Raw genomic sequence first — 15,304 nt, 5'->3', positions numbered from 1 at the left:
CGGCGGGTGAACACGTTCTAATTCTGGGTTGCCCGTGACCATCGCAAGCCATCAATGCCGGCTCAGGACGTCGACCAGCAGCCGCAGCTGGGCCTCGAAGACGGATTCCGGATCGGTCAGGGTGTCGGCGCCGTATTGGCCGAACACCTCGAGGCTGATGGCGCCCAGCACGCCCGCCCACAGCAGGAAGCACTTGGCCAGGACCTGGTCATCACCGGGGAACCCGAATTCGTGGCGGATCCGTTCGAAGTCGGACGACATCGGTTGGGGGGCAGGATCATTCGTCAACCGAATATCGCCTGTGGCGATTCCGGCCGCCACCGCGTCGAACAGCACCGCAACAACCCGGGTGCCCACCGCGACCGTTCGTTCTGGGGGTGCGTGATATCCGGGAACGGGGCTGCCATACAACAGGGCCCAGCCGGCCGGGTTCGCGATGGCCCATCCCCGGGCCGCCCGCGCGATGGCGACGACATCGTCGCTCCACAGGTCCCCGACTGTCTCGCGGGCACGATCCACGGTGTCGGCGAGGTCGGAATAGGCGTCGACCAGCAGCAAGGTCAGCAGTTCATCGCGGCTGGACACGTAGCGGTATACCGCCGACGACACCATGCCCAGGTCGCGGGCGATGGCCCGTACCGACAGTCCGGCCGCGCCGCGCTCGACCAGCTGGCGGCGACCGAGTTCGATGATGCGCGCCTCGATCTGCTCACGCGATTCCTGGCGTTTGCCCACGCCGTCAGTCTGGCACAACCGAGAACACCGCTCTTGCCTTCCGTGGCGGGTTGTGGCAGCGTGTTCACAAAGGAGAGCACCGCTCTCAAATGCTCGACCAGGATTCGCTGAGGGGCCGCGTCATGTCCACCCGATACGACAAACCGAACCGGGCCGCCCGCGCGGCGAACGGGGTCATCCGCTGGCTCGCCGAGGCGGGGATCAGCATCGCCGGAACCCGGGCGCTGCGCGTCCGCGGCCGCAAAACGGGAAAGCAACGCGCGGTGGTGGTCAACCTACTGACCGTCGACGGCGTCGACTACCTGGTATCCCCGCGCGGCAACACCCAGTGGGCGCGCAATGTCCGGGCCATGTCCGTCGTGGAGGTGGGTCCGCGCTGGCGGCGGCGGCGCATGCGGGCGGGCGTGCTCGACGACGCGGCTAAGCCAGAGTTGCTCCAGCGCTATCTGGCCAGGTGGTATTGGCAGGTCAAGGGTCATGTCGCCGGGTTGACCCCGGACAGCACCATCGAGCAATTCCGCGCCGCCGCGCCGTCGATTCCGGTGTTCGTGCTGACCCCGGCGGGCACCGCGGGCTGACCGCCCCTAATGCGCGTTGTCGCGCGCTCCCAAGTCCTCGCGAGCCTCCTGGGTCGTGGCCCCCCACGACACCGCGGCCGGAAAATCGCCCCACACGCTGTTGAAGATTCCGACGAGCTGTCCGGGGCCTCCGCTGGGCGCCAGGTAGACCGGTCCACCCGAATCGCCGTTGTGGCTCTGCACGCCGTGCGACATGGTGAACCAGCCGTTGTTCACGCTCTCCACCGTCCCGCAGGTTTCCCCGGTGATCACGCCGAAATGGCACACGGGCTGACCCGGCGCGAGCGCGAGGCCCGGATCGGAGAGCAGCGGACGACCGCCCGGCAGGATGTTGTTCGCCATGACGCTGTTGTCCAGCACGATCGCTTCGTAATCGCTGATCGTCTGGCTCGTGGACACGGTCGTTCCGGACGGGGTGTTGTCCCGGAAGGCCGCCATCTGGCCGATGACCGCGCCGCCGCGGTCGGTCACCACTCCGCTGCCGCCCCGGCAGTGTCCCGCGGTGAAGGCGACCTTCAGGGCGGGATCGACATATCCCAGCGTGCACACGCGGTTGCCCTGGCGTATCTCCATGCCCGGGTACACGACGACGTCGGCATGCGCCGGCACACCTGGCAGCAAGGAGGCCAGCGCTGCGACAGCTGTCGACGCCGCGAATGCGCGCCTTACCAGACGACGATGCACCCTGAACTCCGATCCATCGGGCCGATACCGACGGGAGGCCGAGATTACGGCGTAGCCGTCCTCCCCGCTCAGCTTTTCGCGACGGCCTGCGCGAATGTTACAGCGAGGTCACGACCGGGCTGGTGGCAGCGGTTTGGCGGGCCGCCCGCGGCAGCCAGCCGGGCGGGCCGAACACGTAACCCAACCGGTCACGCAGGCGCCGTGCGGATCGCCAGTCGCGGGCGATCGCGACGTATTCGCGGGTCTGCAACGTCCAGATGTTGAACGTATCCACGTGTTTGGTGAGGCCATAATGCGGCCGGAACAGCTCGGCCTGGAAGGTTCCGAATAGCCGGTCCCAGACGATGAAGATGCCGCCGTAGTTCTTGTCGAGATACTCCTTGTCCATCCCGTGGTGCACCCGGTGATGCGACGGCGTGTTGAACAGGAACTCGAACGGCCGCGGCAGCTTGTCGATCCGCTCGGTGTGGATCCAGAACTGGTAGATCAAGTTCAGGGAGAAGCTGAAGAACACCATCCACGGCGGAATCCCCAACAGCGGCAACGGGATCCACATCAAGATCTCACCGCTGTTGTTCCACTTCTGGCGCAGCGCCGTTGCGAAGTTGTAGTACTCGCTGGAGTGATGCGCCTGATGGGTCGCCCAGATCAATCGCACCCGGTGCGCGATCCGGTGATACGCGTAATACAGCAGGTCCACACCGAGAATCGCGATCACCCAGGTGTACCAATGCGCCGCCGACAGGTGCCAGGGCGCCAGGTACGCATAGATCGCGGCGTAGCCCACCAGCGCAAGGGCCTTCCAGCCGGCGGTAGTCGCGACCGACACCAGTCCCATCGAAATGCTGGCCACCGAGTCGCGGGCGAAGTGCGCCCCCGACGGCGGTCGCGCCGCGTCGGCGGCCTCGGCGCCCAGGTGTTCCAGCTTTCGGGCCGCGGTCCATTCGAGGGTCAACAGCAGCAGGAAGAACGGGATGGCGAACAGCACGGGATCGCGCATCTGCGGCGGCAGCGCGGACAGGAAGCCGGACATGGCACTCACACCGGTAAGACTACGACGCGCCCGGGGGCCTTTTCGCCCTCAGCGCCGATCGTCGGACTGCGCTTCGTCTCCGGCATACCACTGCACGGCGCGGACGCCCGGGAGCAGCGACAGCTCGGCCACCAGCCGCTCCAGACGGGCCGGGGCGTCGCCGTTCATCAGCAGGTGAGCGGTCAGGGTGACCTCGTCGCCGGCCGGGTTGCCGGTATGGATTCCGCGAAGCGTGATGTCGTTGCTGCCGGCGTGCTGGACGATCTGGGCCCGCGCGTACTTCTCGTGTTTGGCGCGGCAGACGACCTGCACGAGGTAAGGCAACAGGCTCTCGTCTTCTTCGGCACTGTTGTCGCGGTCGATCAGCCGGCCCAGCGGGCGCCCCAGCAGATGGATGCCGATGACGGTGCCGGTGCCGATGAGCGCGAACACCAGGTGACCGGACGCCGCGAGCACGCCGATCGCCGCGGAGCACCACAGGGTTGCGGCGGTGTTGAGGCCCCGAACGTTGACGCCCTCCCGCAGGATCACCCCGCCGCCGAGGAACCCGATGCCGGACACGACGTAGGACGCGACCCGGGTAGGGCTGGTGTCGGAGGTGGCCGCCGCGTAGAGGACGAACAGCGTCGCCCCGCCGGCGACCAGCGCGTTGGTGCGCAGGCCGGCCCGCCGGGCGCGCCATTGCCGTTCCAGGCCGATCAGCGCGCCGCAGCCCACGCCGACCCCCAGCCGGAGCACGAAATCGAGGGCGCTCAGCGTCTCCAAAGGCTCGCTCCTTCCCGGGTGCAGACGGCGAAGGGAGCTAACCAAATGTGGGTTAACGGCAGGTGGAGCCCGACCGAACCGCCGGCGTCGGGGGCATCCCCGGCGCACGGCGAGTCCCTGGCTAACCGGTTTTGGGCGTCAGGTGGTGGGGGCAGTAGGCGCTCGATGCGAGCGCCGCGAATTGGGCCGCGCCGTCCATCGTCATGCCGGGGTTTTGCTCCTTGATGTCACTGACAACCTGCAAACCCGTTTCGCCCCTGCCCATTAACCCGCACACGGCTTTGGCTGAAGCGATGACTTGGCTGGGGCTGCTGTAGGTGATGCCGGAATTGCTGAGGTTGGCCAGGAACGCCGCGTCGTCGCCGTCCGGCTCGGCGTGCGCGAGCGCCGCGCAACCGCTCACGCCGAAAGCGCCGAGGAGCGCAAGTAGGCGCTTCATACCGGCCCCGCCTTTCCACGCTGGGCGTCGGGCAGGGTCACCGAGGGCTTGTCTCGGCTGGACACGTGCACCGCATGGATGCCGGGCTTTTTCGACAGTCGGTCGAGTAGAGCGTCGAGTCCGGCCTTGTCGACATTCCAGTGCTGCACGGCTTCGGGCTGCTTTTGCAGCTTCGCGATCACGTCGTCGAGTTTGACGGGCTCCGCGGCCTTTACGGCACCGCCGGCGCGGACGCGGGCACCTCTGCCGCCCAGGACTTCCGGAGTGACGGCGCCGACGGCGCCTCCGGTCAGGCTTCCCAGCGCCATCTGACCGAGCAGGCTTCCCGGGATCGCCGCCGAGGGGGCCGCGGCCAGACTGGCGGTCGGCAGGCTACTGGCCAGCCGGATTGCCGGCGTCGCCGACGCCCACGTCGGCGGCACCGATAACTTGCCCACCACGTTCGCCTCGCCCACGCCCGCCGATACCGCGCTGGTCAAGCCCGCGCCGGCGGAACGCACGCCGAGCCCGGCACCCAGCGCGGATTTCGGGATGTCCAACCCCTCGACCGGGAGCTTGTAGAACATCTTGAACTCGGTCATGGCGAGGTTGATCGGGCTCATGCTGTCGTTCGCGACCGTGCTGAACCGGCCGATGTCGGCGAGGATCCCGAAGGTGTTCTGCCACGTCGCCCCGGCCAACGGCGAACCGGTGATGCTGTTGAGCACCCCGTCCCAGAACTCCATGTAACCGCGGGAAGCGTTGCCCAGGGCCTCGAGCAGCTCGCTGATGCCTGACGTCGGAGCCGCGGCCGCCGCGGCGCCACCGGTACCGCTGGCCTGGCCCAGCGCCGCCGACTGGGCGGCGATTCCGGTTGCATTGGTGGTCTGGGGCGGCTCGGCGAAGGGGACCAGTCGCGTCGCGGCCGCAGACGCGCCGGCGTAGCCGAACATCGCGGCGGAGTCCTGCGCCCACATCTCGCCGTACTCGGCCTCGGTGGCGGCGATCGCGGCGGTGTTCTGCCCGAAAGCATTGGTGGCCAACAGCATTTCCAGCCGTATGCGGTTCGTCGCGATCGCGGCCGGCGGCACCACCGCCGCGAAGGCGCTCTCGTATGCATTGGCGGCCGCGGCGGCTTGGGCACCCGCGTTCTTGGCCTGCGCCGAGGTCGCCGACAGCCATGCCACGTAGGGCGCGGCCGCGGCGGCCATGGCGAGCGCCGACGGGCCGGCCCACGCCTCGTTGGCCAGGCCCTCGACGATCGCGTGGTAGGACGCCGCCGCGGACTGCAATTCGGCGGCCAGCGCGTCCCACGCGGCGGCGGCCGTCAACATCGGTCCCGCCCCCGGGCCCAGGTACATCCGGCCCGAGATGATTTCGGGCGGCTGCAGTGCGAAGTTCATCGTCGTGCCCTCCCCGCCCCGTCGGATCCGGTGGTCGCCTCAGACGACCGGGCGGTGCGCGCCAGGATCCCGGCGATCGCCCCGGGCGGTGCCGGCGGTTGCGCCTGTGCGGTCACAGAAGGCACGGGTTGTCCGGTCGGCTGCCTCAATGCCGCTTGAGGTCTCATGCCCAACACCCGCTCAATCCGCCGGCACCACGATGATCGTTGCCGTGGTGGCGACGCCATCGGCCGCCGCCGCGGCGATTCCGGTGGTGCCATTGCTGACGGTGCGCACACCGGCGCCCGCCAAAGTACGTCCGGCCAGACTCGCGGCGGCCATCTCGCCGAACATGGCCCCCTGCGACGTCGCCGGAATCGGCTGTACGGCACCCAGACTCGTGCCCGGCAGCACCGAGGCGACGGTCCTCAGCACAGGTGCGGCGGTGGCCCAGCCCTGCGGGACCGACAGCGATCCGACCATTGTCGCGCGGCCCATCGATCCCGTCACGCCTCCTATCTCGGGTGTCACCGCCGAGATGTAGCCGCCCCGCAACGGCGCCAGCGGCGACAGCCCTCCGGCGATGGCCTTTCCGCCCCCGAGCAGTTCGGCGACGCCCGGCGCGTTCTGAGCCAGACCCAGGGCCTGCAGGGACAGCAGCCACCAGCCGCCGGGCAGGATGATCGCCCCGATGGGGCTGTAAGCGCCGGTAAGCGCGGCGAAAAATGGGCGGAGGGCGGCCGTGATCGGGTAGATGGCCTCGATGATCGATGCCGCCGGCGTCGCCGCCGAGGGGGTCGTTGCCAGGGCTTGCAGCATCGTGGGCGCCGCGTTGATCAGCGTCGACAGCTGGGCTGGGAGCTCCGATGCGGCGCTTTGTGCCACCGCTGCGGATTGTCGTGCCATCCCGAACGGATCGGTGGTTCGAGGCGGCTCTGTAAAGGGCGTCAGCTGCGTGGCCGCTGCCGACGCGGCCGCGTAGGCATACATCGCCGCGGCGTCCTGGGCCCACATCTCGGCATACTCGGCTTCGGCGGCCGCGATGGCCGCGTTGTTCTGGCCAAGGAAGTTGGTGGCGATCAGCGTCATCAACAGGCTGCGGTTGGCGGCGATCACCGGCGGGGGCACCGTCGCCGCGAACGCCGTCTCGTAAGCTGCGGCAGCGAGTTTGGCCTGCATCGCCGCCTGCTCCGCCTGCGCAGCCGACGCGGTCGCCCACGCCAGGTACGGGGTGACCGCGGCACTCATCGACGTCGCCGCCGGTCCTGACCACGACCCAGCGGTCATGCCCAGGATCGTCGAGCTGTAGGCCGCCGCGTAGGAATGCAGTTCGGCTCCCAGCGCATCCCATGCCGCGGCCGCGGCAAGCAAGGGCCCCGCTCCGGCGCCCACGTACATCCGTCCTGAATTGACCTCTGGTGGCAGCGCCCCGAAGTCCACCGTCGCCTCCGTCCTCCTCTGGCGCCAGGGTAGGGGCGTATCTGCGACCAGCCCGCAAATGAGCTGCGGCTCAAATGAAATTCATGAGATCTGTCAAGCGGACATATGTATGTTTCATGTGCTCGCTGACAGTGCGGCTTAGCGTCGTTCGGCGGAGAGCTGCCCGGAATCACGTTTGCATCGCCTTTTGGCGGCGACACCGGCGCGCCCTCTTCTCACCGGGTAGCGCGGCCGCACCGGGTTCCTGCGCAGCGAATCCGGCCCGTGTGCAACAACTCTGGGGCTAGCGGCTGTTAAGTTGCTGCGGGCAATAGAATTTCGCCGCGATCGCCAAGAGGGATGTCGCGTGCTCGTTGGTGAGTCCGGGGTTTTGATTCTTCAGTTCGTCGACCATTTGAGGGCCGAATTCGCCGTCGCTCATGGATACGCACACCGATTTGGCGAACGTGATCGCCGCCTCGGGGGTCGAGTAGGTGATGCCCGCGCTCCGTAGCGAGGCAAGGAAACCGGCCTCGTCGCCGCCGGGTGTCACCGGGTCGGCCTGCGCGAGCGGAGCCATTCCGATCGCGGCCGAAATACCAACACTGAGCGCCAGCAGGAGTCTCATGACTCGTGAGCGTGCCATGTTTCGGCGTGGTTCGCAGCGTGGGGCGGTCCTTGGCAGTTACCTTCAGCGGCAGAACGTTCGAGCTCAGCGGTGTCCGCGATCTGCACCCGCAGGCCGCGGCTCACGCCTTGGAGAGCTGTTGAGGGCAGTAGTACTTCGCGGAAAGCACAGCGAAGTTCGACGCCATCTCCATGTCCATTCCGGGATTGTGCGATTTCACGTCGTGCACGAGCTCCAGGCCCGACTCGCCGTTGTTCAGGCAGGAGCACACCGCCCTGCCGGCGGCGACGGCCGAACCCGCGCTGTTGAAGCTGAAACCGGCCTGCTGCAGTGCGGCGACAAAGCCTCCGTCGTCGCCGTCCGGCGCAGGCGGAGGGTCGGCGTGTGCCGGTGCGGCGAGGCCGGCCATCGCCAACACGCCAAGTGACGCCAGTAGTCGTTTCATCTTTACCCTTTCCGTTGTGCGCTGGGTGCGGGGATGGACTGGCTTACGTTGTCGCTCAACCTATCTGGGTGTTGGTCGGAACGACCTTCGATTTCTCGCCCTTCTTCAGGTGCACCGCGTGGATGCCCGGCTTCTTGGCGAGCTGCTCGAGGAGCGCGTCGAGATTCTCTTGATCGACGTTGTGATGCTGTACGGTGTCGGGCTTCTCCGAGATCTGTGCGACAAGGCGTTTCAGCTGTTCCGGCGATTGCTTGTCTTTGAGGTCTTTGATCGGAGTCATCCGGTTACGCACACCCGCGCGCGCCACGGTCGGACCGCCGGAGCCCGCGGCGCTGCCCAGCATCCCGGCCAGTCCCATCGAACTGAACAGGCTCCCCTGGCCCAGCGCGGCCGCGGGCACCGCCTCCGGCCCGGCCGCCGACAGCGCGGCGGCGACGGTTCTGATGGCTGGGGTGGACGTGGCCCAGCTCGGCGGGATCGACAGCTTGCCGACCAGGGTGCCGGCGTTGCCCATTCCGGCGATCGGGCTGATCGAGCCGTACAAGGTGCCGCGGCCGAAACCCAGCGCACCCAGCCCCGCGCCCAGCGCGTCTTTCGGCAGCGCCCCGTAGCCGACGGGCGGGGCGAACTTGAGCCATTGTGACAACGGGAAGTTGATCAGCAACCCGATGTCGTTGAACTGTGTCGTCAGGCCTAGCGGCACCTTCACGGCGTTGTACATGGCGGTGTAGAAGCCGGCCCCGCCGGGGACGGTGTTGAACAGATCCGTCATGAACGTCTGGTAGAGGTAGGCCAAGTTCGCCGGCGTGGAAAAGGGCCCGCTGTACGGCAGGGTGGTGGTCGCCGCCGATGCGGCGGTGTTGGCGACATTGGCGGCCGGGGTGCTTGCCGCCGAACTCACCGCGGCTGCTTGCATCGGCTCGGCGGCGTCATTGGTGGTCTTGGGTGCCGGGCTGAATTCGGTCAGATTGTTGGATGCGGTCGCCGACGAGGCGAAGTACGTGTCCATCGCCGTGGCATCCTGAGCCCAGAAGTCGCTGTATTGGGCCTCGTTCGCGGCTATCGCGGAAGTGTTCTGCCCGAACAGGTTTGTCGCCACCAGCTGCGCGAGCAGCGCGCGATTCTCCGCGATCACCGCGGGCGGCACGTGCGCGGCGAATGCCGTCTCGTAGGCGGTGGCCGCCTCGATGGCCTGGGCGGCGGACTGTGCGGCCTGCGCGGCGGTCTGCTGCATCCACGCCACGTACGGCGTGGCCGCGCTCACCATCGCAATCGAAGACGGGCCCAGCCAGGGCCCGGCCGTCAGGCCCGACAGCACCGACGAGTACGACGTTGCGGTGGACTGCAATTCGGTGGCCAGGTTCTGCCATGCCGTCGCCGCAGCCACCAAGGATCCCGCTCCCGGTCCGCTGTACATCCGGCCCGAGTTGAATTCCGGCGGAAAGGCTCCGTAAAACATCTGTGGTACCCCCTACCTGGCTGCCTGGGTCGACAGCGCTTGGCTGCCATACGGTTTGGTCATCGCGGTCACTCCTCGACGTAAGGGATCACGATGATGGTGGCCGCGGCGGGGTCAGCCTCGGCGGCCACGCCGCCCAACTGGCCCGCCGTAACGGCCGCGCCACCGACGGGCCGAGTTGCGGCGGCCGCGACGGCGCGTCCGGCCAGGCTGGACAAGGCCATCTGGCTGAACGCCCCCTCTTCACCGGCCATCGCGGCGGCCGCCGCCGTGCTGGACGGCAGCGCTTGCGAGAGCGTTCGGATCGCCGGGGCGGCTTCCGTCCAGCCCTGCGGCACCGACATGCTGCCCACCACAGCGGCTTTGCCCATCGACCCCGACACCTGCCCTGCCCCCACCGCGGAGCTGAGCATGGGCTTGGCGGCGTTGGCGCCACTGGTCAGCGGCGCCAGTGCCCCGGAAATGGCTTTCGGCCCAGCCAGATACGCGGCCGCGCCCTGACCGTTCTGTCCCCACGCATACGCCTGGCCGAACGAAAGGAACGGGCCGCCTGGGATGGTGCTCCACGACTGGGGCGAGAAGGGCCCGGTCAGCACCGACCAGAATTCGTTCCAGTTGGTGATGAAACTCGGCACGGTGAGTCCGCTGCCCGATGAGGGATCGGCCGCCGTTGTCGCGGCTTGTACCGCCGGCTGCGCGGTGGTGCTCAGTTGTGACAGGTGGCTGACGGTATTCCCGCTGGACTGTCCGGTGCTCTGGGCGACCGCGGCCGCTTGCGAAGGAGCGGCCGAGTCGTTGGTGGTCCGCGGTGGTTCGGCGAACGGGGTCAGCTGCGAGGCACTCGCCGACGACGCGGCGTACGAATACATCGCGGCGGCGTCCTGCGCCCACATCTCCATGTAGTGGGCTTCGGTGGCGGCGATCGCCGGGGTGTTCTGGCCGAGGATGTTGGTGGCGACCAACATCGCGAGCAACGCGCGGTTGGCGGCGATGACCGGCGGCGGAACGGTGGCCGCGAACGCGGCCTCATAGGCGCCTGCCGCGAGTTTGGCCTGAGCACCCGCCTGCTCGGCTTGCGCGCCGGTGGCGTGGATCCACGCCACATACGGTGCCGCCGCGGCCGCCATTGCGATGGATGAGGGGCCCGTCCACGGACCCGTCACCAGGGTGTCGATCGTCGAGCTGTAAGAGGCCCCGGTGCTTTGCAGCTCCGCGGCCAATTCGTCCCAGGCCGCGGCCGCGGCCAGCAGCGGCCCCGATCCCGCTCCGACGTACATCCGGCCGGAGTTGAATTCCGGCGGAAAAGCCCCGAAATCCAACATCTAAGGCCTCCGGTCCCAGTTCTGGCCGCCGCGCTGGGCACGGGTTGCCGGCCCCGGCATCGACACGGACGCACAATTCATCGAATGTGTCACCGGATACATGCGTGGATTCCGTGTGTTGCAGATAACAAAGCCATGCCGCTCCTAGCTCTGAATCGGCGCCTAAATGGCGTGCGAACGACTAGTCAAGCCACGCTGCTGTTGTTCCGATAATCGTGCAGGCCGCTTATTCAGCCAACGTTCCCGCCAGGTAAACCTTTGTAAAACAAATGTGTTCGCGAGCCCTTGACCCGTGTGAGTCCGTTGAACACCGCCCCTGAGGTAATGGCGTGAATCACGTCGTAAACGGCAGGTGAGCAGCCTCCAACGCCGGATCGGCACAAATTGATTCTCGGATCCGAAAATTCGACGGTCATACGAGTCGGCGACTCAGCCGAACTCGATAAGTTAGATCAGTACTAAACGCGCTCGTATCCGCTGGCGAATCGTGGAAACCTCCTATACCGGCACAAGAAAATGACTAAGGCGTATATTTATTGGAATCGCATTTCGTGGCCGCTGCGATTTCATCGGTAGCTTTTCGGCGCTGCCGCAGAAACTGTTGAACGTTCAGTCCAGCAGTCGGTCTGCTCGCAGATCGCCCGGATATTCTTCAGCCGACGTATCGACATCGCCGAGCACGTATTTGATCGTCATACCGGTCTCCTCGAGTTCACCTATACGAGTAGACGCGGCCAGTCTGGCGTAGCACTGATTAGCTACTGGCAGTTTCCTGGAAGGCCATTTTCGCAGATCAACTCCCCTTTGCGGGTGGACTCCGCCGCCGGCAATCGGGCTTCGAGACGTTGCCGAATCGCGGCCATCCGAGGGCCGGAGCTGCCGATGTCCCGGTTAGCTCTTGTTTTGGGAGTTCGTCCCGCCATCGCTGCTGGCTAGTCGGTCGGGACAGTAGGCGCTGGCGGCGGCTTGGACGAAAAGAGCGGCTTTACCCATCGTGACCGCCGGGTTGAACTCGTGCAGATCCTTGATGATGTCGGCCTCTGAGGTGCCGGAGTTTGCCAAGTCGCATACCTTTTGGCCCGCTTTTATCGCGCGGTCGGGGTTTTGATAGCTGATGCCAGCCTTGTTGAGCGCGGTGAGGAACGCGTCGTCGTCGGGATCGGCGTGCGCCGGTATTGCCATGCCGACCAGCGCAAGGGCGCTGGCGAAAAACGGGAGAAACCTCATGTCGTGAGCTCGCTTCCTTAACCGGCCGCGGGTGGCCGGCCCATGATGCGGGGGCGGAATCCGTACATCGGCTCGGAGAACTCGTCCTCATGCCCACCTGGGAGGCCGGCCAGTGGCATGCCCGGCATGCCGACAGCCCCAGCCTCTTCCATCACCATCGGGGTGGCGGAGCCGAAGCTGTGGTATGCCCCCAGGCCGACCTGAGTCGTCGTCGACAGCGGTGTGATCGCCGCTCCAGTGGCGCCCCAGGCCGGCGGAACCGACAGGGCGCCAACCACACTCGCCTGGCCTACGCCCGCCACCGCTGCCGCACCGGGCGCGGTCACCGACGCCAGGTTCGCGGTACCACCAAGACCGGCGGCCAGGACCCCCAGGCCCGACGTGGTCGAGTCGACTGCGTTCAGGGCATTGATGGAGTTCACGTTGACCGCCGAATCGACGAATGTCGTCGGGTTCAGCAGCCCACTGGTGGTGAAGGCGTTGGACAAGTTGGCGACCGAGGCGTTGTTGAGGAAGCTTCCGAACACGTTCCCGTCGGAACCATCCAAAAAGTTCATGAGTCCCGCGAGCCCGGGCTGGCCGGGTCCGTTGGTATTGGGGGCGAGTCCTAGCCACGAAAGCAGTCCGCCCGACGGGTCGCTCGAGGCGTCATCGGCGGCGTTGACAACCGCGGCGGTCTGTTTGGCGGTTCCGTCGACGGTGGTGTCAGATTGCGGTTGTTGGAACGGTGTCATCTGGGTCGCCGCGCGCGAGGCGACGCTGTAGTTGGTCATCGCGGCTGCGTCTTGAGCCCACATCTCGCCGTATTGGGCCTCGTTGGCCGCGATAAGTCCGGTGTTCTGACCGAAAAGGTTGCCGGCCACCAAGTGCTTCAGCTGGACGCGATTGGCCGCGACGACGGCAGGGGGCACGGTCGCGGCAAACGCGGCCTCGTATGCGGCTGCGGCGGCGTTGGCCTGTGCGCCAGCCTGCTCGGCCTGGGCGGCGGTGGTGCTGAGCCACTCGACGAAAGGAGCGACCGCAGAAGACATTGCGGCCGAAGACGGACCAAACCAGCCCTCGCCCACAAGCGACCTGATAACCGCATCGTAATTAGTTGCAGCGGACCGCATTTCACCAGATATGGCGTTCCACGCCGCCGCGGCGGTCAGCATGGATTCTGAGCCCGGCCCGGAATACATTCTGGCCGAGTTGATTTCCGGCGGCAATCCCGCATAAACCGACATGACATCTTCTCCAGGTTCTCAGCCGGCGGCCGGCGGACGTGGCATGACGACGGGTCGAAACCCGTATTTGGGGATGGCGCGGCGTAGCCGCCTGCCGGTGGCACCCATCGGGCCCGCGACGCCTCCAGGCCCGCCTGCCGCCGGGGCGGGCCCCGCGTCCGTGAGACCGGTGACGCCGGTGGCCTGCACGGCCGTTTGACCGGGGGCGATATTGCCCGCCGACGTCCAGGTTTGCGGCACCGACAGCGAACCCACCAGACGCGCGTTGCCTACCTCGGCAGTTGCGCCGGCTAAGCCGGCCGGACTCGCGCTAGACGTCAGGTCCGCAGCAGCGACGCCTTCGGCGTCGGCGTCGAAATCTGCTAGGCCCCCCAGTGTCGTTGCATGCTGCGCTGCCAGGACGCCCTGCGCCGACGCAATGATGAACTGCGGGTTGAACGGGCCACCGGCGAGGGCACCGTTGACCACCGCGGTGGAAAAGAAGTTGCCGTTTGTGAACGTCCCGAAGGCCGAATTGCTTTTCCCGCTCATCAGGTCGGCCAGCCACGATGACAAAGAACCCGTCGACGAAGATGCCGCGGGATCTGCGGCCGCCGAAGCCAGTGTCGACTGCACCGTTCCCGCCGGTGCTTGAGCCGCATTGATCACCGAATTGGCTTGGGCCGCGAGTGCGTCGGTATCGGTATTCGGCTGCGGCGCCGTCATAGGTGTCAATCGGGCCGCGGCCGTTGACGCGACCGCATAGCCGTTCATCGCGCCCGCGTCTTGCGCCCACATCTCGGCATACTGCGCTTGTGTCGCCGCGATCGCCGGGGTGTTCTGGCCGAAGACGTTGGTCGCCACCAGGATCGCCAGCTGAGCGCGGTTGGCCGCGATCACCGGCGGGGGCACCGTCATGGCAAAGGCAGACTCGAAGGCGGAAGCCGCCAAGAACGCCTGACTACTGGCCTGCTCGGCCTGGGTGGCGGTGCCATTCAGCCACGCCAGGTAGGGCGCGGCCGCGGCCAGCATCGACATCGACGAAGGGCCCAGCCAACCCGAACCCGTCAATTCGTTCACCACCGCCCCGTAAGAGGCCGCAGCGGAGCGCATCTCGGCGGCCATCGTGTTCCATGCGGCGGCGGCGGCCAGCATCGGTCCCGATCCGGGCCCGGCATACATTCTGGCCGAGTTGATTTCGGGTGGCAGCGCCGCAAAATCCAGCATCGTCGGTTCCGCCAGGACTTCTCAGCGGGCCGAGACTGCGTTGATGGCCTCGGTGGCCGCGTATGACCCGGCACTGGTCTGCAAGGTGTTCACGAAGTTCTCATGCACCGCGGCGGCCTGGGCGCTCAGCGCCTGGAACATCTGGCCGTGCTGCGCGAATAGCGCCGCCGTCAGCAGCGACACGACATCCGCGGCGGCAGGCACCACGCCGGTCATCGGGACGGCGGTGGCCGAGTTCTGGGCGGTCAGCGCAGAGCCGATCTCTTGCAGCAGTCCGGCTGCCACCGACAACGAGTCTGGTTGTGCCATAACAAAGTTCATCACGAAATCTCCCCACGAAAAGGTCGGCAAGCCAGGGTCTGGCCATGCCGCGGGCGCGCAACGACGCGATGGCGGTGCGCGTGCTACGAAAACTGGCTAATTACAAGCCAATTCAGGCAAAAATGAAGCTGAGGCCGGATCGAAGCGAAATGGTCAGCGATCTGGCGTACGGACTGTCACCGGGACTAATTCGCTCTCACCTCCTCAAAGCCAGGGCGCGCGAGGGCGCCGCACAGTCACACGGGGAGGAACAACCGGACGAAAAGGCCGGTCGCGGCACCCCTCTCGTCAGAGCTTCGGCACCACACGGCGTATCCGGCTCATCAAAGCCGGAAGCCACTTGGGCTCAACCCTTAATCCGGGAGGAGCTGTCCTGACCCTGGGCGTCTTTCGACGTTCGAGGTCAGTGGCCTGTGTCCGTGCAGACGCCTCACCTAGCGAGGTGCTTGCATTGGC

Annotated in this window: 16 protein-coding genes and 1 riboswitch; of the genes, 1 reads left to right on the top strand and 15 read right to left on the bottom strand. The window is 66.9% G+C overall.

Features of this window, described 5'->3' with window-relative positions:
- Positions 1-51: 51 nt before the first annotated feature.
- The gene (locus AC5Y7E_RS13885) at positions 52-735 is read right to left on the bottom strand and encodes a TetR/AcrR family transcriptional regulator (RefSeq protein WP_499916628.1); all 684 of its coding nucleotides are present in this window, start codon (positions 733-735) and stop codon (positions 52-54) included.
- Between the two features lie 122 nt (positions 736-857).
- On the opposite strand from AC5Y7E_RS13885, the gene AC5Y7E_RS13880 reads away from it, so the two are divergent.
- The gene (locus AC5Y7E_RS13880; protein ID WP_499949518.1) at positions 858-1,313 is read left to right on the top strand and encodes a nitroreductase/quinone reductase family protein; all 456 of its coding nucleotides are present in this window, start codon (positions 858-860) and stop codon (positions 1,311-1,313) included.
- A 6-nt stretch (positions 1,314-1,319) separates the two neighbouring features.
- Here AC5Y7E_RS13880 and AC5Y7E_RS13875 read toward each other — a convergent pair whose 3' ends face one another.
- The 14 genes from AC5Y7E_RS13875 to AC5Y7E_RS13810 form a co-directional block, all read right to left on the bottom strand.
- Positions 1,320-1,997, bottom strand: coding sequence for an Rv1815 family serine proteinase (locus tag AC5Y7E_RS13875; protein WP_499949472.1), 678 nt, complete (start codon positions 1,995-1,997; stop codon positions 1,320-1,322).
- A 97-nt stretch (positions 1,998-2,094) separates the two neighbouring features.
- Entirely contained in the window at positions 2,095-3,039 is a 945-nt protein-coding gene (locus AC5Y7E_RS13870) for a sterol desaturase family protein (RefSeq protein WP_499949471.1), read from the bottom strand.
- Positions 3,040-3,078: 39 nt separating this feature from the next.
- The gene (locus AC5Y7E_RS13865; protein WP_499949469.1) at positions 3,079-3,795 is read right to left on the bottom strand and encodes an MgtC/SapB family protein; all 717 of its coding nucleotides are present in this window, start codon (positions 3,793-3,795) and stop codon (positions 3,079-3,081) included.
- Positions 3,796-3,916: 121 nt separating this feature from the next.
- A complete protein-coding gene (locus tag AC5Y7E_RS13860) occupies positions 3,917-4,234 on the bottom strand; it encodes a DUF732 domain-containing protein (protein WP_499949468.1) in 318 nt (105 codons plus the stop codon).
- Positions 4,231-5,616 (bottom strand): PPE family protein, encoded by a 1,386-nt coding sequence (locus tag AC5Y7E_RS13855; RefSeq protein ID WP_499949467.1) that lies wholly within the window; start codon positions 5,614-5,616, stop codon positions 4,231-4,233. The genes AC5Y7E_RS13860 and AC5Y7E_RS13855 overlap by 4 nt, the downstream gene beginning before the upstream one ends.
- A 180-nt stretch (positions 5,617-5,796) precedes the next feature.
- Entirely contained in the window at positions 5,797-7,035 is a 1,239-nt protein-coding gene (locus AC5Y7E_RS13850; RefSeq protein ID WP_499949466.1) for a PPE family protein, SVP subgroup, read from the bottom strand.
- 283 nt (positions 7,036-7,318) lie between these two features.
- Complete coding sequence (locus tag AC5Y7E_RS13845) at positions 7,319-7,642, bottom strand: DUF732 domain-containing protein (protein WP_499949464.1); 324 nt, start codon at positions 7,640-7,642, stop codon at positions 7,319-7,321.
- Positions 7,643-7,763: 121 nt separating this feature from the next.
- Entirely contained in the window at positions 7,764-8,087 is a 324-nt protein-coding gene (locus AC5Y7E_RS13840; protein ID WP_499949463.1) for a DUF732 domain-containing protein, read from the bottom strand.
- 55 nt (positions 8,088-8,142) lie between these two features.
- The gene (locus AC5Y7E_RS13835; RefSeq protein ID WP_499949462.1) at positions 8,143-9,546 is read right to left on the bottom strand and encodes a PPE family protein; all 1,404 of its coding nucleotides are present in this window, start codon (positions 9,544-9,546) and stop codon (positions 8,143-8,145) included.
- Between the two features lie 68 nt (positions 9,547-9,614).
- On the bottom strand, positions 9,615-10,868 hold the full coding sequence (locus AC5Y7E_RS13830; protein WP_499949461.1) for a PPE family protein: 1,254 nt from the start codon (positions 10,866-10,868) through the stop codon (positions 9,615-9,617).
- 891 nt (positions 10,869-11,759) lie between these two features.
- Positions 11,760-12,095 carry a DUF732 domain-containing protein gene (locus AC5Y7E_RS13825; protein ID WP_499949459.1) on the bottom strand — a complete coding sequence of 112 codons (336 nt, stop codon included), beginning with the start codon at positions 12,093-12,095 and terminating at the stop codon, positions 11,760-11,762.
- A 17-nt stretch (positions 12,096-12,112) separates the two neighbouring features.
- A complete protein-coding gene (locus tag AC5Y7E_RS13820; protein WP_499949458.1) occupies positions 12,113-13,321 on the bottom strand; it encodes a PPE family protein in 1,209 nt (402 codons plus the stop codon).
- An 18-nt stretch (positions 13,322-13,339) separates the two neighbouring features.
- The gene (locus AC5Y7E_RS13815; RefSeq protein WP_499949457.1) at positions 13,340-14,527 is read right to left on the bottom strand and encodes a PPE family protein; all 1,188 of its coding nucleotides are present in this window, start codon (positions 14,525-14,527) and stop codon (positions 13,340-13,342) included.
- 21 nt (positions 14,528-14,548) lie between these two features.
- Positions 14,549-14,848, bottom strand: a complete 300-nt coding sequence (locus AC5Y7E_RS13810; protein ID WP_499949456.1) for a PE family protein — start codon at positions 14,846-14,848, stop codon at positions 14,549-14,551.
- Positions 14,849-15,121: 273 nt separating this feature from the next.
- Positions 15,122-15,297, bottom strand: a riboswitch (M-box (ykoK) riboswitch).
- Between the last annotated feature and the right edge of the window lie 7 nt (positions 15,298-15,304).

This window comes from Mycobacterium sp. NGS17, assembly GCF_059813205.1.
The sequence above is the reverse complement of the archived record's forward strand: the minus strand, read 5'-3'. Positions and strand labels throughout refer to the sequence as shown.